The following is a 19,334-nucleotide window of genomic DNA, read 5'->3' on the forward strand; positions in this document are numbered from 1 at the left end:
GATGGCTCTGTCTATCGACGAACTTGTTGCAGCGCTGCGTGTTTCGGCCAAGGACAATGCCGTGCTGCGGCAAGCGAACGACAAGCTGGTGGCGACGATGTCGGAGCCGGTGGCGATCGTCGGGATGGGCTGCCGCTTCCCCGGCGGGGTGTCCTCGGCGGCGGATCTGTGGGACGTGGTGGCCGAGGGCAGAGACGTGATGTCCGGCTTTCCGGCCGATCGAGGTTGGCAGGTCGCCGCGTCGCTCGAGGTGCGCACGGGCGGATTCGTCCATGACGCGGACCGGTTCGACGCGGGATTCTTCGGGATCAGCCCGCGCGAGGCACTGGCGATGGATCCGCAGCAGCGGGTACTGCTGGAAACCTGTTGGGAGGCACTCGAACACGCGGGCATCGACCCGAACTCGTTGCGCGGCAGTGACACCGGCGTGTTCATGGGAGTGGCGGGATCCGGCTACGGGCTGGGGGCGACCGAGGACGACGGCGTCGAGGGCTACCTGCTGACCGGGACCGCGTCGAGCGTGGTGTCGGGCCGGGTGTCCTACGTGCTCGGTCTGGAAGGTCCCGCGGTGTCTGTGGACACGGCGTGCTCATCGAGTCTTGTCGCGCTGCATCAGGCGGTGCAGTCGGTGCGCTCCGGTGAGAGCTCGCTGGCGCTGGTGGGCGGTGTGACGGTGATGGCCACCCCGGCGGTGTTCACCGAGTTTTCGCGGCAGGGTGGCCTGTCGGCCGACGCGCGGTGCAAGGCCTTCGCCGACGCGGCGGACGGCACCGGATGGTCGGAGGGTGCCGGGGTCCTGGTCGTCGAACGGTTGTCGCAGGCGCGGCGACGCGGCCACCGGGTGCTCGCCGTGGTGCGCGGGTCGGCGGTGAACCAGGACGGTGCGTCGAACGGTTTGACGGCGCCGAATGGTCCGGCACAGCAGCGGGTGATCCTGCGGGCACTGGCGAACGCCGGTGTGCCCGCGTCCGAGGTGGATGTGGTCGAGGCGCACGGGACCGGCACCAGATTGGGTGACCCGATCGAGGCGCAGGCGTTGCTGGCCACCTACGGCCAGGATCGGCCCGCGGATCAGCCACTGTGGCTGGGCGCAGTGAAATCGAACATCGGCCACACCGTATCCGCGGCGGGAGTCGCCGGAGTGATCAAAATGGTGGAGGCGCTGCGCCGTGGCGTGCTGCCAGCCACCCTGCACGTGGATGCGCCATCGACACAGGTGGATTGGTCCGCCGGTGCGGTGGAGTTGCTTGTCGAACAACGGGAATGGCGCGTCGACGGTCGGCCTCGGCGGGCCGGGGTGTCGTCGTTCGGGATCTCCGGCACCAATGCCCACGTCATTCTCGAGCAGGCCCCCCACAACGAAATCACCGACGACACCGTGACATCCGAGGTGAGGCTCGCCGGGGTGCCATGGGTCCTGTCGGCACGCAGCCGGCAGGCATTGGCGGACCAGGCGTCGCGGTTGTCGGCGTGGGTGCGCGAGCGCCCGGACTCGAACCCGGTGGATATCGGCTGGTCGTTGGCGACCACCCGGGCGCGATTCGAGCACCGGGCAGTCATCGTGGGTGCGGATCGCGCGCAGCTGCTGTCCGGCCTGGCGGCGCTGGCCGACGGCGAGCCGTCGCCGGACGTGGCCAACGGCGTCGCCGGTGTCACCGGAAAGACCGCGCTGGTGTTCCCGGGCCAGGGCTCCCAGTGGGTCGGAATGGGTGTCGAGCTGATGGATTCGGCACCGGAGTTCGCGCGGATGATGACGGAGTGCGCCGAAGCGCTTGCGCCACTGGTCGACTGGTCGCTGCTCGAGGTGCTGCGCGGAGCGCCGGGTGCGCCGTCGCTGGACCGCACCGATGTGGTGCAGCCGGTGCTGTTCGCGGTGATGGTGTCGCTAGCGGAATTGTGGCGCTCGCTCGGGGTGGTGCCGGATGCGGTGGTCGGCCACTCACAAGGCGAGATCGCGGCCGCGTATGTGGCGGGAGCGCTGTCGCTGGGGGACGCCACACGGCTGGTGGTCGTCCGTTCCAAGGCCTTGACCGAATTGTCCGGTGCCGGTGCGATGGCCTCGATTGCCTTGCCCGCCACCGCTATCGGCGCGCGATTGGCCGGGCGGGACGGGCTGGCGGTGGCCGCGGCGAACGGGCCGACCACGACGGTCGTGTCCGGCGCACCAGAGCAACTGGAGGAGTTTCTGGCCGAGTGCATCGCGGATGGCATCTACGTGGGCCGGATCGCGGTGGACTACGCGTCGCACTCGCCCCAGGTCGACTCGTTGCGCGCGGAGCTGCTGGACGCCGCGCGCACCGTCACGGCGCGGTCGTCGCAGGTGTCGTTCTATTCCACGGTGACCGCCGCGGCACTGGACACGGCCGAATTGGATGCGGCGTACTGGTTTCGGAATCTCCGCGAGACCGTGCGGTTCGAGGAGGCTGTGCAAGCCTTGCTTGCCAACGGATACCGCACATTCGTCGAGGCCAGCCCACATCCGTTGCTGACCTTGGGAATCGAGCAGTGCCGCGAGGCGGCGGCCGCGGACGAGAAGACCACGATTGTCGGATCCCTTCGGCGCGGCGAGGGCGGGCTGACCCGGTTCCTTGCGTCGGTGGCGCAGGTGGATGTGGTCGGTGCGGCGAAGGTGCGGTGGGACGCGGTCTTCGAAGGGCACGCGCCGGAGCCGGTGACGTTGCCGACGTATGCATTTCAGCGGCAGCGCTTCTGGCTGTCGCCGACTCCTGCCGATATCGCCGACGGTCTGCATGTCGTGCAGTGGCGTGCGATACCGGCACCGCGACGACCGCACCATGTCTCCTTCGCGGACTGGACCTCCATCGATGGCGATGCGGTGCCACCGGTGCTGGTTCTCGATTGCCGGGTCGATCGTGGTAGCGATGTGCCCGCCGAGACGCGGCGGACCGTGCACGAGACGCTAGAGGTGTTGCAGGCGTTTTCGCGCGAGCCGCGATGGGCATCGAGCACGCTGCTCATGGTTACTCGCGGCACCGTAAAGCTTGCCGGAGAGGACGTTCCGGATCCGGCGGGATCGGCGGTCTGGGGGCTGGTGCGTTCGGCACAATCGGAGGATCCGGGCCGGATCGTGCTCGTGGACAACGACACCGAGGGCGCCCTACCATCGGAGACCGTTGCCGCGGTGCTGGCATCCGGGGAACCACAGCTTGCCATTCGTCATGGTGTGCTGCATGCGCCGCGGCTGATGCCAGCCGGGGCAAGCGAGGGCACAACCAGAGCGGGTATCAAGGCAGCTCTGGCCGCAGGGACGGTCATGATCACCGGTGGCACAGGTGGTTTGGGCGCGGCGGTGGCTCGGCATCTGGTCGCCGAGTGGGGTGCCGCGTCGCTGATGTTGGTGAGTCGGCGCGGGATGGCTGCGGTGGGGGCAGCGCAGCTGGCCGGGGACCTGACCGATTCAGGGGCTCGGGTACGGGTGGTGGCATGTGACGTGTCGGATCGCGACGCGGTGACAGCGGCGATCGCCGCGGTGCCCGACGAGTTCCCGCTGGTTGGTGTGGTGCATGCGGCGGGTGTGCTCGATGACGGTGTGCTCGGGTCACTGACCCCGGAGCGGATCGATTCCGTGCTGGCGGCGAAGGCGGATGCGGCGTGGTATCTGCACGAGCTGACGCGGGACCTGGATCTGGCGATGTTCGTGCTGTTCTCGGCGGCCGCCGGAATTCTGGGAGCGCCCGGGCAAGCCAATTACGCTGCGGCGAATACGTTTCTGGACGGGCTGGCCGCGCATCGTCGCAGCACCGGCTCGGTCGCGACGTCCATTGCGTGGGGTCTGTGGGAATCGAGTACCGGAATGACCGGGCACCTGGGGAGTTCCGATGCCACGCGACTGAGTCGTGCTGGTGTGCTGGGGTTGTCGACCACGCAAGGATTGGCGTTGTTCGATGCAGCCGTGGATCAGGCCCGCGCGGGAGTTGTCGCGGTTCGCCTGGATCAGCGGTCGCTGGCGGCGCAAGCTCGGGCCGGGATGGTCCCCCCGTTACTGCGCGAACTGGTGCCGGATTCACCGCCCGCGGCGGGCGTCACCGTCGGTCCCGCGAAGCTCGCACTGCGGCAGCGGCTCTCGAGCCTGACCAGCACTGATCGGATTCCGGTCGTGCTCGACCTGGTGCGCGCCCAGGTTGCCGGAGTACTCGGTCACACGAGCGCAGCCGACATCGACCCGGACCGCAATTTCCGCGAGCTGGGATTCGACTCGCTCACCGCGGTCGACGCCCGCAACCGGCTCGGTGCCGCAACCGGGCTCAGGCTGCCCGTGACCGTCGTTTTCGACTATCCGACGCCGCATGCCGTCGCGCGATTCATCCTCGGTGAGTTGTTCGGCGACCAGTCGGATGGCGAGACCGGATCGGTTGCTCCGGCCACCACGGCGGGACCAGCAGAACCGGTGGCGATCGTGGGGATAGGCTGCCGCTTCCCGGGCGGCGTTTCCTCGCCGGAGGACTTGTGGCGCCTGGTGGCCGAGGGACGAGACGTAGTGTCCGGAATTCCCGCCGACCGGGGCTGGGATATCGCGGGATTCGCGGTACGGGAGGGTGGATTCGTCCGCGACGCGGGCGATTTCGATGCCGGATTCTTCGGGATCAGTCCGCGCGAAGCCCTGGCGATGGACCCGCAGCAGCGGATGCTGCTCGAAACATGCTGGGAAGCTGTGGAACACGCCCGGATCGACCCACGTTCGCTGCGGGGGAGCGACACCGGTGTGTTCATCGGTGTCGCGGGATCCGGATATGGCACAGGGGCAACCGAGGAAGACGGCGTCGCAGGCTACCTGCTGACCGGGACCGCGTCGAGCGTGGTGTCGGGCCGGGTGTCCTACGTGCTCGGTCTGGAAGGCCCTGCGGTATCGGTGGACACAGCGTGCTCATCGTCATTGGTGGCGCTGCACCAGGCAGTGCAAGCCGTGCGTTCGGGCGAGTGCCGACTGGCGTTGGCCGGCGGAGTGACCGTGATGGCGTCGCCGGGGGTGTTCGTGGAGTTCTCGCGGCAGGGCGGGCTGGCCCCGGATGGTCGGTGCAAGGCATTCGCCGATGCCGCGGACGGCACCGGATGGAGTGAAGGCGCCGGGGTACTGGTGGTCGAGCGGCTGTCCGACGCGCGGCGTCGCGGCCATCACGTGCTTGCGGTCGTACGGGGCAGTGCGGTGAATCAGGATGGTGCGTCGAATGGTTTGACCGCGCCGAATGGACCGTCCCAGCAGCGGGTGATCCGCCGGGCCCTGGCGAATGCGGGGATCGCCGCAGCCGAGGTCGATGTGGTGGAGGCGCACGGCACCGGCACCACCTTGGGAGATCCGATCGAGGCACAGGCGTTGCTGGCCACCTACGGGCGGGACCGGCCGAGGGACCGTCCGCTGTGGCTGGGCTCGATCAAATCGAATATCGGTCACACGCAGGCCGCGGCCGGAGTGGCCGGGGTGATCAAGATGATCGAGGCGATGCGGCACGGGTCACTGCCCGCGACCTTGCACGTGGATGCGCCGTCCGCGCATGTGAATTGGTCCGGCGGTGCGGTGGAGTTGCTTGTCGAGCAACGGGAATGGGACGCGGTGGATCACCCGCGTCGCGCCGCGGTGTCCGCGTTCGGGGTGAGCGGCACCAACGCGCACGTGATCCTGGAACAGGCTCCGGTCGGTGAGTTCGGCGCTTCCGATAATGCAGGCGGTGTCACCGCCATCGCCGAAAGGAACCTTTCGGTGGTGCCCTGGGTGGTGACGGCGCGCAGCCGCGCAGCATTGACCCAGCAGGCAGGTCGATTGCTGGAATGGGCACGGCAGCAGCCGAATCTGGATCCCGCGAACGTTGGCTGGTCGCTGGCAACCACGAGATCGCGATTCGAGCATCGCGCGGTGGTGCTGGGTACCGACCACGCCGAGTTGCTGTCGGGATTGCGGGCGCTGGCCGCGGATGAGCCATCGGTCGGCGTTGTGCGAGGCGCACCGGGCTTCTCGGGTAAGACGGCGTTGGTGTTTCCGGGTCAGGGTGCGCAGTGGTTGGGGATGGGTCGGGGTCTTTATGCGGCGTTTCCGGTGTTCGCGACCGCTTTCGATGAGGTTGTCGCGCGGTTGGACGTGGAGCTTGGTTGTTCGGTGCGTGACGTCGTCTGGGGTTCGGATGCGGGGGCGTTGGATGCCACGGTGTTTGCGCAGGCGGGGTTGTTCGCGGTGGGTGTGGCGTTGTTTCGGTTGTTGGAGTCTTGGGGTGTGCGTCCGGATTTTGTGTGTGGTCATTCGGTGGGTGAGGTGGCGGCCGCCCATGTCGCGGGGGTGTTGTCGTTGGACGATGCGGTGGTGTTGGTGGTGGCGCGGGGGCGGTTGATGCAGGCGTTGCCTGTGGGTGGGGCGATGGCCGTGGTCGCGGCTGCCGAGGCGGAGGTGTTGCCGTTGCTGACCGATGGGGTGGCGGTTGCGGCGGTGAATGGGCCGGGTTCGGTGGTGGTGTCCGGTGTTCGGGATGCGGTGTCGGCGATAGTGGATCGTTTTGCTGTGGTGGGGAGGCGGGTGAGTTGGTTGCGGGTGTCGCATGCGTTCCATTCGCCGTTGATGGAGCCGATGCTGGCGAAGTTCGCCGAGGTGGTGGCGGGTCTCGACTTCCATGAGCCCACGATTGGGGTGGTGTCGAATGTGACTGGTGCGGTGGCTGGTTCGGAATTGTCCTCACCGCAGTATTGGGTCCGGCATGTTCGCGAAACGGTGCGCTTCGCCGACGGAATCCGGACCCTACAGCAGGAGGGAATCACCACATTCTTGATCGCGGGCCCGGACGGCGGCTTGGCCGCATTGATCGTCCAGTCCCTGGAACCGGCGGATGCTGTAACGGTTCCGGTGCTGCGCAAAGACCATTCGGAGCCGTGGACGGCGTTGCAGGCAGTGGCCCGCGTATTCGTCGCTGGATCGAACGTCAGGTGGGAGGCGCCCTTCGGGACAGGTAGGCAGCGAATCGCGCTGCCTACCTATGCCTTCCAGCGCCAGCGGTACTGGCTGGACGGTGACGGTGGTCGCGCGGACCGTGCCGGCGACCTGATCGATGACCAGTTCTGGACAGCTGTCGACCGCGGCGATACCACCCTGCTGGGAATCGATCCGGAACTGCAATTCCGCGAGGTCCTACCGCAGCTGTCGCGATGGCGCCGTGATCGCAAGGACCGTTCGGCGCTAGACCTGTGGCGCTACCGGATCGAATGGAAACCCTTGGCCGACAGCCACGGAATGTTGTCGGGGACGTGGCTGCTCATCGATTCGCCCGCCGACCCGCTGCCCCAGGACCTTGTGCTGGCCCTCACCGAATCAGGTGCCCGGACACGAACCGCGACGATTGACGCCGACCGAACAACACGCCTCGAACTCGCTGCGCTGATCCGATCGGAAAGCGCGTCCGGCGAACTGTCCGGCGTGCTGTCGTTCCTCGCCTCGGATGATCTGCCCAGCTCCGCTGTCCCGGCGATGTCCCGCGGCGTCCTGGGGAATCTCCTTCTGCTACAAGGGCTGATCGATGCCGGAGCCGCGGTGCCCTTCTGGTGTGTGACCACCGGCGCGGTTGCGGTGCACCCGTCCGAGCACGTCGGCAGCACCAGACAGGCCCAGATGTGGGGGATCGGCCAGGTGGCGGGTTTGGAATTGCCGGATTCGTGGGGCGGTCTGGTCGACCTTGCGCCCGACCGGGACCACACGCTGACTCGCCGACTGGTGAGCGCGCTGTCCCGCACCGACGGCGAAGATCAGCTCGCGGTCCGGGCATCGGGCGTGTTCGGCAGGCGAATGATCCGAGCGTCATCGCCGAACTCCGGTTCGACGGAACCTTGGATCCCCAGCGGCACCGTGTTGATCACCGGTGGCACCGGCGGAATCGGTGCACAGCTCGCACGCAGGCTGGCACACGGCGGCGCGGAACACGTGGTACTGGTGAGCCGCCGCGGACGGCATGCACCCGGCGCAGCGGAGCTCGAGCGGGAGCTCGCGAGTCTGGGCGCCCGAGTGACGATCCGCGCGGCCGATGTCACCGAACGTAGCGATATGGCAGCGATTTTGGCCGCGATAGATGCCGGGGACACACCGTTGACCGCGGTCGTCCACGCGGCCGGGGTCGGAGCGCAGTGCCCGATCACCGAAATCGAGCCATCGTCACTGACGGCGGTGTTGGCCCCCAAGGTCATCGGCGCCGAGCACTTGGACGAATTGCTCGGCTCTCGTCGGCTGGACACGTTCGTCTTGTTCTCCTCCGGCGCCGCCACCTGGGGCAGCGCGGGCGGGGCCGGATATGCCGCTGCCAACGCGTTTATGAACAGCCTCGCCGAGCGCCGACGCGCGCGCGGTCTGGTCGCCACCGCGCTCGCCTGGGGCGCCTGGTCGGGCGCGGGCATGGCGCAAGCCGCAGACGCGCGACAATACATGAGCCGCAGCGGCCTGCGATTGATGGCGCCGGAGCAGGCGATGCGAGCGCTGGAGATGGCAGTCGGCGCCGACGAAACACTGCTCACCATCGCCGATATCGACTGGGAACTGTTCAGCTCCGTCTACACCATGTCCCGGCGCCGCCCCCTCATCGCCGACATCCCCGACGCAGGCCGCGAAACCGCCGAGCATCGCACAGCCGATGTCACGGAACCCGCACTGCGGCAGCGCCTCACCGGACTGACCGAGCCCGACCAGGTGCGGTTGATCCTGGACGTGGTGCGCACCCAACTCGCACTGGTGCTCGGCCACGACGGGCCGGACGCGATCGATGCCGACCGCAGTTTCCAGGATCTGGGTTTCGACTCCCTGGCCGCGGTCGAGACCCGCAACCGGCTCGGTGAGACCACGGGGATCCGGATGACACTCGCGGCGCTGTTCGATCACGGCACCCCGGCAGCTGTGGCCGGACACATTATGAAAGAGCTTGTGGCAAACGACTCTTCCCGTATCCGCGGGTCATCTCGCGCGGCCGCCGACAAGCCGCCCGTGGCAGGCGAAACGCTCGTCGATCTGTTCAAAGGCGCGGTGGCGTCGAACCGGGTGAACGCCGGATATGGCCTGCTGCACGCAGCGGCGCGGCTGCGCCCCGTCTTCGAATCGGACCAGGCGGCGACGGCAACCGCTGCGGTCCGGCTCAGCGAGGGGCCGGGCCCGCATCTCGTCTTCCTCTGCGCACCGACATTTACCGGAGGAATCCACCAACACCTGCGCATCGCCGCCGCGTTCAGCGGCCGCAGGCGAGTATCCAGCGTCCCCCTGCCAGGGTTCGACTCGGCCGACCCCCTGCCGTCCGGCCCGGCAGCCGCGGTCGCCGCACTCGCCGGGGCGGTACTGGAGATCACCGATGACAATCCCATCGTGCTGGTCGGCCACTCGGCCGCCGGATACCTCGCCCAGGCCACCGCGGCCCACCTATGCACGGTGCCGGGCATCGAACTGGGCGGCCTCGTCCTGCTGGACACCTTCGATATGGGCACCGAGGTGCCACGCGCGCAACAGGTCGAAGCCCTGCTCGAGATGGACGTCGCATGGGGCGAACTAACCGGCGCCGGCCTCACCGCAATGGTCGCATGGTCGGAACTGTTACCCGCCCTGAACTGCCACCCCCCGACCAGCCCGACCCTGCTCGTTACGTGCACCAAACCCTATTTCTGGCGCACATCGCCTACCGGCGACCGCGAACCCTTGCTGGCCCGCCCGTGGTCGAGTTCGCAGACGCTCCGCATGCTCGACACCGACCATTTCGCCATGGTCGCGGACGATTCGCACCTGACCGCGCGCGCCATGGACGACTGGCTGGACCGACTCCGGAACGAGAGGCCAGGTCAGGCCATGTGAGCCGACCACCGATCTGGGTCGAATTCGCTACGAAAAGCGCCCGGAGGGCGACACTCGAGGTAACCATGTGCCGAGTCGTTGGTCGTAGTCGGATGTGGCACGCAGACCACTCCCGTTTGTGGGATGAAGCATCCCAGTTCGAGAAACCGCTTGGTGATCGCGGCCGGGAGAGCTCCGGCCAAAGGGCTGGCTCAGCGTCGGCATGCTCGCCAACGGCAAGCACTCCGAATAGGCCCGGCGTCATGGGGTCAGACCTGCACTGGCCCAGGGCATCCCGTCGTGACGGTGGAATGGGTAATCCTGATCGAGTGGCGCATTCGTCAGGCAGGCCGAATGCGGAGGAGCAGGCTCGCCTGATCGCTCCGCAGCACACCCGGGTGCTGGCTCGACTGTGCGAGCGACGCATTCCATGCGGTCCTGGCGCCGTCACTGCCCCGCTGACTATGTTCGTACGCGGCTACGAGTGCATGGGGCAGGAGATCGGGATGCTGGTGAATGTGGAGTGGCGTCGAGTGGTGGAATCAGCGTCGGCCGGGACACTCTTGAGGTTTCGTCGGGAATTCGCCGAGCGGGTGTGGTCGGATCCTGATGATATTGCGTTCGCAACCGGGGTAGGCGTGACCAGGGGACCGTTCCAGCCATTCCGCTCGGTCATCGAACCCGACCCCGACACACCCGAGCATGTACTGGAAGATCAAGACAACGTGCCCGAGCCCGTCGAGACGCCGCACGGACGCATGCAGCAGCTGGGTGTGCTCTTCGGCGGCGACCTGGGCCTCTATGTCTCGCTCGAAGACGGCGAGATCTGGGCCGACGACTGGGAATACGAGGAACTACGGCGCATCAACGGCGACCTCTCCTCCCTGGCATACGTGCTGTATAAGCTCGAGGCCGAGGCCCCCACCGACGAAGAATCCGACGATCCGTACGCGCACGTCGATGCGGCCGCCATCATTCGGCAGGACACCCGCCGCTTCGACCGACTACCGTTCCGCATGTCGTTCTGGGAACAAGTGCTCGACGAATATCAGTTGTACTACTGAGCTGTTCGATCTCGAGGGTGGGAACCACCCGTGCTCGTCCCTGTCACCGGGCAGCGCAGCGGACCTGTCCCCGGCCGAGGACGGCCATCGCATGAGCAATCTCCCTCCGCCCAAAGGGATTCATGGAGGGCCCGGTGGCTGGTAACAGGCATGCCGGGTTCGGGAGGCGGTCCGGAGAAACCACCGATGGCAATATCGGCAGGGCGCTCCGGACCGACCTCACCTCGCCGAAAGGAAGACCCCGCAGGAGGCGAAGCGCTGTCTCGAACGCTGCTTGGCCGATCTGTGCTGGAGACTCGGGACGAACGATGCACCGTACCAACCGAATCCAGCCATCACGCTGACGCAGCTTGCCAGACACAGAGGTATCGCGAGTTGTCCAAGGAGTCCAGCCGCTGGGTGACCGGAACCGAGGTGCGGTGACGTAGCGATGCCAAGTTGCGGCGGCCTTGGCGGCGAGTTTCGTTGTGGTGACGTAGTGATAGCCGAGTGCGGCCGCGACGACGGGAGCGGACATCTGCTGGCGGCCAACACCGCAACGGCTTGCTGCTCATCTCCTCGACCAAGTACTCGATGAGCCATGCGACCGACCATTCGGTCTCGACGGAGGGTTCGATGACGATTGGCACGCGCGCCGCCGAAGCTGACATAGTCACCGCTCGGGTGTTGCTCGAGCGCTTGGGCGTCCGTGTCGATGACCTCATGACAACGAGCCACCAAGGACGACACCGACGTTCGCTGATTTCGTCCCTGCCGCAGACGCGATGTGCCCGGGCCGCACGCGCGACAACTACCACACCTACTGGAACAAGCTCGAACACGGCTGAAGTCTTCGCCGCATGCGCGTGGTGCTGTCAGGACGCACGAAGCACGTTCTGGGGGAATTCTCCGTCGTAATTACCAGGCGGATTGTAATTCGCCACAACATAGGTCGTCGAGCCCTTACACGCAACCCCGACGCCGATTTGATTGCTGCTCTTCCAAACCACCTGAGTGAAGTGTCCAGTCTTCTCGTCGAACCCTGGTTTGCTGAAATTGTAGTCCTTGATCTCCGCATACCAGTCGTCGACCGCCGTCGCGCCCGCTACCTCCATCCCCTCGGCCATATAGAGATTCTCGCCGTACGGGCCACCTGAATGCTTGAAAGTATTTGAGCTGGCAAGCTTGTTCGCGTAGTCCTGCGCAAAACCGCTAACCCTGTCATCCAGTACTAGTGGAGGCGAACCGTGACTGGTTCGGAACTTGTTGTGCGCATCGACCATGTTCTGCGCGAAAGCGACGCCACCACAGCGTTCGTCGGCCTGTGCGGACGCAGTGCCCACACCGGGCGCAACAGCGCCGAGCATCAGTGCCACGCCGAACGAAAGGAACCGAACAGAATGCATAGCGATCTCCCGGAAAAAGCTAACGAAACGGATCGACTCGAACGGTGACATCCTCTGCATCCCGCGCATCAGATGGCGAAAACCATGAAATGTAATCAGATGTCGGACAAAAGCTTAACACGCCCGCCCGTCATGCATTCCCACTCCTGGGGGTAGATTTCGACGCAAAATCCGGACGACCACAATAGTCGGATATGATTATATGCTACTGGACCTCATGAGCTGCAACGATGCGGTGTATCTTCCCGGTGCTGCTTCTGCCAATTAACGAGCGTATCTGGAGGTGAGCTTCGATCCGTCTGTGTGATACTGAACCTCATATATAACGCCCGGTGGACTTGCCTGGGGCGAGAACGCATTTGCTGCTGGCGATTCTGCCAACGGTATGTGGGTCAGGCCGTGTGCAAGGTTCTGTTGGGAGCCGCAGCCCGTCCCACCCTACGTAAAGTAATTCGCGCTTGCTGCTGCGCTTCGACCTTGGCTGCGCATTCCCGGCAGTCGGAAAGATGCTGGGCGGCACGCAGATAGGCGTTCATCCGCAACTCGCCGTCCACGTACGCCTCGATTGTCTCACTGTTCAAATGCTGGAGAGCCATCTGGCGGTTGCTGCTCGAGGAAGCCCCGACGCCGGTAGAAGCGTCTGCCTGCTGCGAAGCGACGGCGCTCAGACCAGCCAATCCAGCCTCCACGTTATACCGGTACGTTTCGTCGTTCCCGGCGAGGTAGTCGTCCAGTTCCTCGAACGCGCTGCCGATGGAGACCACGGCGGGCTTGACGGCACCGCAGTGCTTCTCGTTGCTCACGAGAGCGCACCTCCTCCGCCGAAGAATTCGTTGTGCGGGCCTTCGCCTTTCGATCCCGGCGACCGACGCTCCGGACTGCGCCGCCGTCTGTCCCAGTCCGATCAGTCACGCCGCCTTCCCATCATGTCTGGCGAGTCCAGCGTGCGGAAGGTGTGCGCTCCGTACGGGGTTTGGCATGTAACGGCTGACTTGGGGAGACAGATTCTCCTGCTGCACTGCTCGGTCTGTATCCGCGTAACCGGAGGATGGAAGACGCTGTCGGTGAAACCGAATGAGAATTGACACTTCTGGCAAGATCACCGCTGGTCAACAAGTGTGTTCCCCGCGCACGCGGGGATGATCCGGCGATGCCGCATGAGCACCACGAACGGACAGTGTGCTCCTCCGATAGGCCCACAGGCGGCGGCGTTTGCGGTCTTGCTGAAACAGATTCCCCTGCTGGATCTTTACTGGATAGTAGTAGGCGGCGATACGTCGGGTCTTGCCGAACATGCGTCGGCTGCAAAGGTCGCAGTAGATATGGGAGCGGTATCGGTAGGAGCGTTTGGTTTGGGGATGGGAGTTCGGCGCGGCCCCGCGCCGTGACTGGTCGCCCGGCCGATGGCACCGAACGGCTCCGCGGGCGGGCGGTTGATCGTCTATCCATCGGCGGGCGAGAGCATTTCGGCGCGGCGCGGCGGCGTGCTCCGGATCCGATCTAGAGCGCTGTCGTCCGCGGTCGACGACACCGTCATCGTCTCAACTGCCGTAACCCTCAGACGCACAGGCAACTCCTAACCTTCTGGCGCAAATGTTCTATCCAGATGGCGCTTCGGTTCACGTGCGGGTGCTGCGGATTCCATATGCTTCGGTGTGAAAGTTCCATTGGAGCGCTGCGGTGAGGCCATGTGAGCGTCAACCTCATCGGAGTCTTCGAGGAGATGACCAGGTGAAGCTGGAGAGCAGCGACTTCCAGGCTGATCCCGACCTCGGTCGGGTCGAATGTGAGGGTTAGTTGGCAGCGCGGCAGGTTTCGGGTATCGATGAGGCGAAGCCCGGGGTACTTCGGTTGAATATGTTGGGGCCGGTCGAGGTGCGGCTGGGGGAGCGCCGCCTGGATATCACGGCGCCGCAGACGCTGGCCATGCTGGCCATCCTCGCGGCCGAGCCGGGGCGCACCTTGTCGACAACGCAGCTGGCCGCGCATATGTGGGCGGATCGTCCGCCTACCTCCGCTTCCAGTGTCCTGCGCAATCACGTGCACGGGCTGCGCCGGCAGTTCGATCGCCACAGCCGGGCCGGTGCCGGGGCGGAGTGGCTCGGCTCGACCCTGGGCGGCTATCGGCTCGGCCTGACGGTGGAATCCGATGTCGCCGCGGTCGAATCCCTGCTCACCGCCGCCGAATCCGACCGCAGCTCGGGCGCGGCGGAGGCCGCGAACGAGAAACTGACTGCGGCGCAGCAACTCTGGCGTGGCAACCCGCTGGTCGGGCTGACCGGACCGTGGGCGGAGAAGCAACGGACCCGGCTGCGCCGGCTGCGTTCGGCCCTGGACGAGGCCGCGATAGCCGTGGCGCTCGATCTCGGCCGCTACTCCGCCGCGGTGGCGGAGCTGGAGGCGCTGGTCGTCGCCGAACCGCACAGTGAGCGGTGGTACGAGCTGCTGATGATGGCGCTGTATCGCGCCGGGCGGCGGGTCGAGGCGCTGGAGGTGTATCGGAACGCGCGCCGGGTGCTGTCGGAGGATCTGGGCCTGGAGCCCGGTCCGCGGCTGGCCGAATTGCATCAGGAGATCCTGTCGGCCGACTCGCCGCAGCCCGGCTCCACGCTCGTTACCTCGGGCGAACTGCCCCCCGCCGAACCGGATTTCGGCTTCCCGACGCTGGCCCCGGTGCAATTGCCACTGGACATCGCCGATTTCGTCGGACGCGAAGAGCTGGTGGATGAGCTGGCCGAAGTGCTGAGCGCGGACTCCGGACAGCGCCCGGTGGTCGCGATTACCGGGATGGGCGGCATCGGAAAGACCACCCTCGCAGTGCATCTCGCACATCGCTTCCGGGACGGGTATCCGGACGGCGTGCTGTATCTCGACCTCGGCGGCATGGACGAGCAGCCGCGCTCGATCGATATGCTGCTCGCGGTGGCGTTCCGGTCGATCGGCGTCGAGCCCGGTGAGCTGCCGGGGGATCCGGAGGAGCGAACGAGCCTGTGGCGCAACCTGGTAGCGAGCAAGCGCATGCTGCTGGTGTTCGACAACGCGCGTGACATCGAGCAGCTCACGCCGTTGCTGCCGGGTCCGGGCGCGCCCGCCGTACTGGTCACCAGCCGTTCGAGTCTGACCGAACTGTTCGACGCGCGGTTGGTCCCGCTGGATGTCCTCACTCCGGACGAGGCATGGAAGTTGCTGGAGCGCATGGTATCTGGGCGGCGGCTCTCGGAGGAATCCGAGGCCGCGCACGAAATCCTGTGCGAGTGCGGGTATTTGCCGCTCTCGCTGCGCATCGTCGGGGCGCGGCTCGCCAGCCGGCCCAGCTGGCAGCTGGCGTCGTTGGCCGAACGCCTGGCCGACGATCGCGACCGGCTCTCCGAACTCGCGATCGGCAATACCAGTGTGGAACTGGTATTCCTGTCCAGTTACCGGCGCCTCGCGCCCGAACTGTCGCGCGCGTTCGTGCTCATCGCGTTCTCCGATGCGCCGCACCTGTCCGTCGCCGCCATCGCCGCCCTGCTCGACCGGGATAAGCCCGAGGCCGAACGGCTCTGCGAAACCCTCGTGGATCTGGGCATGATGCAAACTCCAGACCTCGGCCGCTACCGATATCACGATCTGCTGCGGCTGTTCGCCCGCCGGGTCGCGGATCCGGAGCAGCAGGCGGAATGGTCGCAGGCCCTGCACCGGCTGGTCGACTTCTATCTAGCCAGCGCGAAAAACATTGTGGAACTGCGTGATTCCAGCGCTGGCACGCACTACTACGCCGAGACCAGCACGGCCGGGCAGCAATTCACCACCCAGCGCCAGTGCACCGCGTGGGCGATGGCCGAGCGATTCGGGCTGGTGGCACTGTATCGGCAGGTGGCCGTCAGCCCCGAGGCCCGAACACGCACGCTCGCAGTGGATCTCGCGCTGTCGCTGGCGGTGGGCGGAGACGCAGGAGAGCACCTGCCAAGGGTGGCGCAGGCGCTCGACGTGCTGAGCCGGGCCGCCGAGCGCGACGGCGATCGTCAGACCATGGCCCGGGCGCAGCTGGCCGCCGCCAGCGCACGCCTGATCGGCATGGGTGATCTGGGCGCCGGGCGGGCGCTGCGGCAGGCCGGTACAGTCCTGCACGATGCGGGCGATCTGGCCGGCGCCATCCTCGCCGAGCAGATGCTGGGCACGGTGATGGACTATCGCGGGAAAGTCGATCTCGCCGTGGAGCATTACCGGCGTGCGATCGAACTGGTCAGCCAGGACGGCAACAAATTCGTCGAGGGAATGAGCTGGGCGACGATCGCGCGCACCTGCTGCGATGCCGGGCGCTGGCCGGAGGCCGTCGAAGCCGCCGAGCGGTCCCTGGTCGTGGCGCGCGAGGTCGGCAGCCTGCGGGTCGAATCGATGGCGTTGCACGAGTTGGGATTCGCCACGCTGCAGCGCGGGAATCCGGTGACCGCCCGGGAACTGTGCGAGCAGGCGCTCGGCGTGGCCCGCCGCGACGGTCGCCGGCATCAGGAGGGGTGGGCCCTAGCTCGGCTGGCCGAGGTGGCCCTCCGCAGCGGTGACGCCGAGGAAGCGGTGCCGATCGCCGAGGAGGCCGTGCGCGCGCTCACCGAGGTTTCGGCCGCGGTACGTCGCCTGCGGGCGATGCAGGTGTACGGCTGCGCGCTGACCGCCGTCGGCCGTGTCGAGGACGCCGAACCGGTCCTGGAAAAGGTCGCGCAGGCGAGCCGGCGTATCGGTTTGCCCGTCCCGGACGTGTCTTGGCACGGGCATCCGGTGATCGGCTAGACAGCGGCAGGGCCTCGGCATTGTCAGGTTTCAGCTGGTGAGCAGTAGTTCGACGGGCCTGTTGAAGTCGCGGGCGTGATGTCGCAGCCCGGCGGCGATGTTGGTGGTGCCGGTGAGTCGGAGCAGGCTGATCGCGGTGTTGCGGATGGTGGCCAGGACCTGTGGTCCGCTGCCTGTGCGGTTCTGGTGGCGGTCCTCGTCGAAGGTGACGTCGCGGACGTGGTGGACGGCGTTCTCGATTGCCCAGTGTCCGCGCAACCATTCGGCTATCAGCTGATAGGAGGCGTCGGTGGCCGACAAGCTGGTCACGACGTACACGGTCTCGCGAGTCTGTTTACGGGAGCGCCGATGGCCGGAAACAACAGTTCGGGTCCGCCGTACACGCAGAACCTGTGTGCCGCCGGGGAATCCGATCCCGGTGCCGATCTCGGTGGCCTGCAGGGTGCGGGTCTCGATCCGGCCGTGCGCGGGTTTGCCGGTAGCTCGGTTCAGTACAGGGATATCTTTCCAGGGCAACGCTTTACACCGCTTCCGCAGGTTCTTCTGATTGCCTTTGACACAGAGGATGTAGTGGGCGCCGGCATCGATGATCAGCTGGGCGGTCTCGCGGCAGGTGTGGGCGGCGTCGGCAGTGATTACGCAACCGGCAATATTGAGCCGTTGCAGCAGTTTCCGCAGCATCGGTGTCTCATTGGTCTTGCCGTCGACGGCGATCTGGGCCACGACGATGCCGGTGGCCTGGCAGATCCCGGCCAGCAGATGCACCAACTGCCCGGCCGCGTCACGGGCACCCCGGATCGTCTTGCCGTCGAACGACAACACTCGCATCCCGCCGATGGTCCTGCTGCGCAACCACATCCACGCTCCCAGCGCGGCGTCGAGCCCGTCGCCGTCCAAGCGTTGCAGCAGCCGCCGGATCGTGGACTCGCTCGGCGGGCGGCCAGTAACACCGAGGCGGGCCAGCACCGTCATCGGCGCATCAGCCACCCATTCTCCGATCGCGGCGAACGAGCGCGCTCCCGCCAGCGTCGCGGCGACCGCCAGCAGGGGCCCGGATCATTATGGGACAACCAACGACGACACTACCGGCGCCGACCCGATGGACTGGCATCGACCTGCCAGTTTCCGAAATTCTGACTGCCTTTCTCTTTGGTGACGATCACGAATCGGCACACGGCCCGTGGCGGCGATTGGCGGCGCAGGAGAGTGGGTATAGATGGCATGAAAAAGATCCGGACGAGGTGGTTGTCCGGGCATATTCGCGATTTGCGTGATCTCGGCGCCGCCGCAGATTTCCCGGCGCTCACGAACAACCCCGCGCAGAATGCGAACCTGCACGAATGGTTTATGCCGGTCGCCCGCACACTGGCCATCATCGCCGGAATTCACTACAACCTGTTTCTCGGGAGCCTCGCCGACCACGGTATGGCCGCGCCCGAGGGCGCCGTCGGAACGTTCATGATCACCGAGCTGGCGCACGGCAACGACGTGTCGGCGCTGGAGACGGTCGCGGTGTACGACCGCGCCCGCGCGGGATTCCTGCTGCACACCCCGAGCATCGGCGCGCAGAAGTTCATGCCGAATACCAGTCCCGTCGGCGGTCCGAAGGTTGCGGTGGTGGCCGCGCGGCTGCTCGTAGACGCTTCGGATCAGGGCGTGTTCCTGTTCCGCGTCCCGTTGACCACCGCCTCCGAATGCGCTGGCCTGCGTCGAACTGCCGATCACCGCCGAAGGCGACAACCTGGCCATCTGGGTGAAAGCCGCGGCACAGATGGTCCGCAGGCATCACTTCGCGCCCGATTCGCAACCCGATCCCGCCATCGAGTACACGATCACCGATCCGGTTCATCTCGGCCGGTTACTTGCTGCCGCGGAAAGCATTTGGCTGGAACGAGCCCGCGCCAAGGTGCGACATGTATCCGCCGGTGACCCGCTGGCGGGCCAGAACGCAGTCATCGACCCCGCGCTGCAGGCCGTTCGCGCCTATGCCACGCGCATGTCCGCGCAGGCGATCCTGCGCCGGTTGCGGCTCCTGCCCGAGGGCAGCCCGGCCCGTGCTCTGCTCACCGATGTCCACCGGCTCCATACTCTGCGCGGTCTGCTGCCCTATGTTGCCGACCTGGTGCGATACGGATATCTATCCGCTGACCTAGGGCGTGTTTCATAAGTGCTGAGGGGTGATCGCCGCCGTCAGGATTGCGGCTGAAAGTCGTTGCCGGAGCGGGTGTGTCGATGCCGTGAGATGGGTGAGGTCTCCGGTAGATGGGTTCAGCGACCAAGCAGAACCTGAATACCGGAGACCTCGTGGCCAGCGTAGCGGTGGCGGGG

At 66.4% G+C, this 19,334-nt stretch carries 8 protein-coding genes; 4 read left to right on the plus strand and 4 right to left on the minus strand.

Translation table 11 applies throughout. The features are described 5' to 3' along the window. Position 1: 1 nt before the first annotated feature. Positions 2 to 9,811 carry a type I polyketide synthase gene (locus ABZ293_RS31205; RefSeq protein ID WP_355186493.1) on the plus strand — a complete coding sequence of 3,270 codons (9,810 nt, stop codon included), beginning with the start codon at positions 2 to 4 and terminating at the stop codon, positions 9,809 to 9,811. A 485-nt stretch (positions 9,812 to 10,296) separates the two neighbouring features. Then, positions 10,297 to 10,854, plus strand: a complete 558-nt coding sequence (locus tag ABZ293_RS31210; protein WP_355186495.1) for an SUKH-4 family immunity protein — start codon at positions 10,297 to 10,299, stop codon at positions 10,852 to 10,854. Between the two features lie 854 nt (positions 10,855 to 11,708). Here the strand turns inward: ABZ293_RS31210 and ABZ293_RS31215 are convergent. After that, positions 11,709 to 12,290 carry a CAP family protein gene (locus ABZ293_RS31215; protein ID WP_355186497.1) on the minus strand — a complete coding sequence of 194 codons (582 nt, stop codon included), beginning with the start codon at positions 12,288 to 12,290 and terminating at the stop codon, positions 11,709 to 11,711. A gap of 341 nt (positions 12,291 to 12,631) precedes the next feature. Then, entirely contained in the window at positions 12,632 to 13,042 is a 411-nt protein-coding gene (locus tag ABZ293_RS31220) for a hypothetical protein (protein WP_355186516.1), read from the minus strand. Positions 13,043 to 14,036: 994 nt separating this feature from the next. On the opposite strand from ABZ293_RS31220, the gene ABZ293_RS31225 reads away from it, so the two are divergent. Beyond that, complete coding sequence (locus ABZ293_RS31225) at positions 14,037 to 17,006, plus strand: BTAD domain-containing putative transcriptional regulator (protein ID WP_355186499.1); 2,970 nt, start codon at positions 14,037 to 14,039, stop codon at positions 17,004 to 17,006. Between the two features lie 30 nt (positions 17,007 to 17,036). On the opposite strand, the gene ABZ293_RS31230 is transcribed toward ABZ293_RS31225, so the two are convergent. Then, complete coding sequence (locus ABZ293_RS31230; RefSeq protein WP_355186514.1) at positions 17,037 to 18,053, minus strand: ISAs1 family transposase; 1,017 nt, start codon at positions 18,051 to 18,053, stop codon at positions 17,037 to 17,039. Between the two features lie 12 nt (positions 18,054 to 18,065). Continuing rightward, entirely contained in the window at positions 18,066 to 18,731 is a 666-nt protein-coding gene (locus tag ABZ293_RS31235) for a hypothetical protein (protein ID WP_355186500.1), read from the minus strand. 28 nt (positions 18,732 to 18,759) lie between these two features. On the opposite strand from ABZ293_RS31235, the gene ABZ293_RS31240 reads away from it, so the two are divergent. Continuing rightward, on the plus strand, positions 18,760 to 19,173 hold the full coding sequence (locus tag ABZ293_RS31240) for a hypothetical protein (RefSeq protein WP_355186502.1): 414 nt from the start codon (positions 18,760 to 18,762) through the stop codon (positions 19,171 to 19,173). Positions 19,174 to 19,334: the final 161 nt, after the last annotated feature.

This window comes from Nocardia sp. NPDC005998, assembly GCF_040614395.1.
GTDB lineage: Bacteria > Actinomycetota > Actinomycetes > Mycobacteriales > Mycobacteriaceae > Nocardia.

What these genes read in the sequence shown, in the direction of transcription:
- ABZ293_RS31205 (WP_355186493.1), top strand. Translation starts at nt 2, where the DNA reads ATGGCTCTGTCTATCGACGAACTTGTTGCAGCGCTGCGTGTTTCGGCC.
- ABZ293_RS31210 (WP_355186495.1), top strand. Translation starts at nt 10,297, where the DNA reads ATGCTGGTGAATGTGGAGTGGCGTCGAGTGGTGGAATCAGCGTCGGCC.
- ABZ293_RS31215 (WP_355186497.1), bottom strand. Translation starts at nt 12,290, where the DNA reads ATGTCACCGTTCGAGTCGATCCGTTTCGTTAGCTTTTTCCGGGAGATC.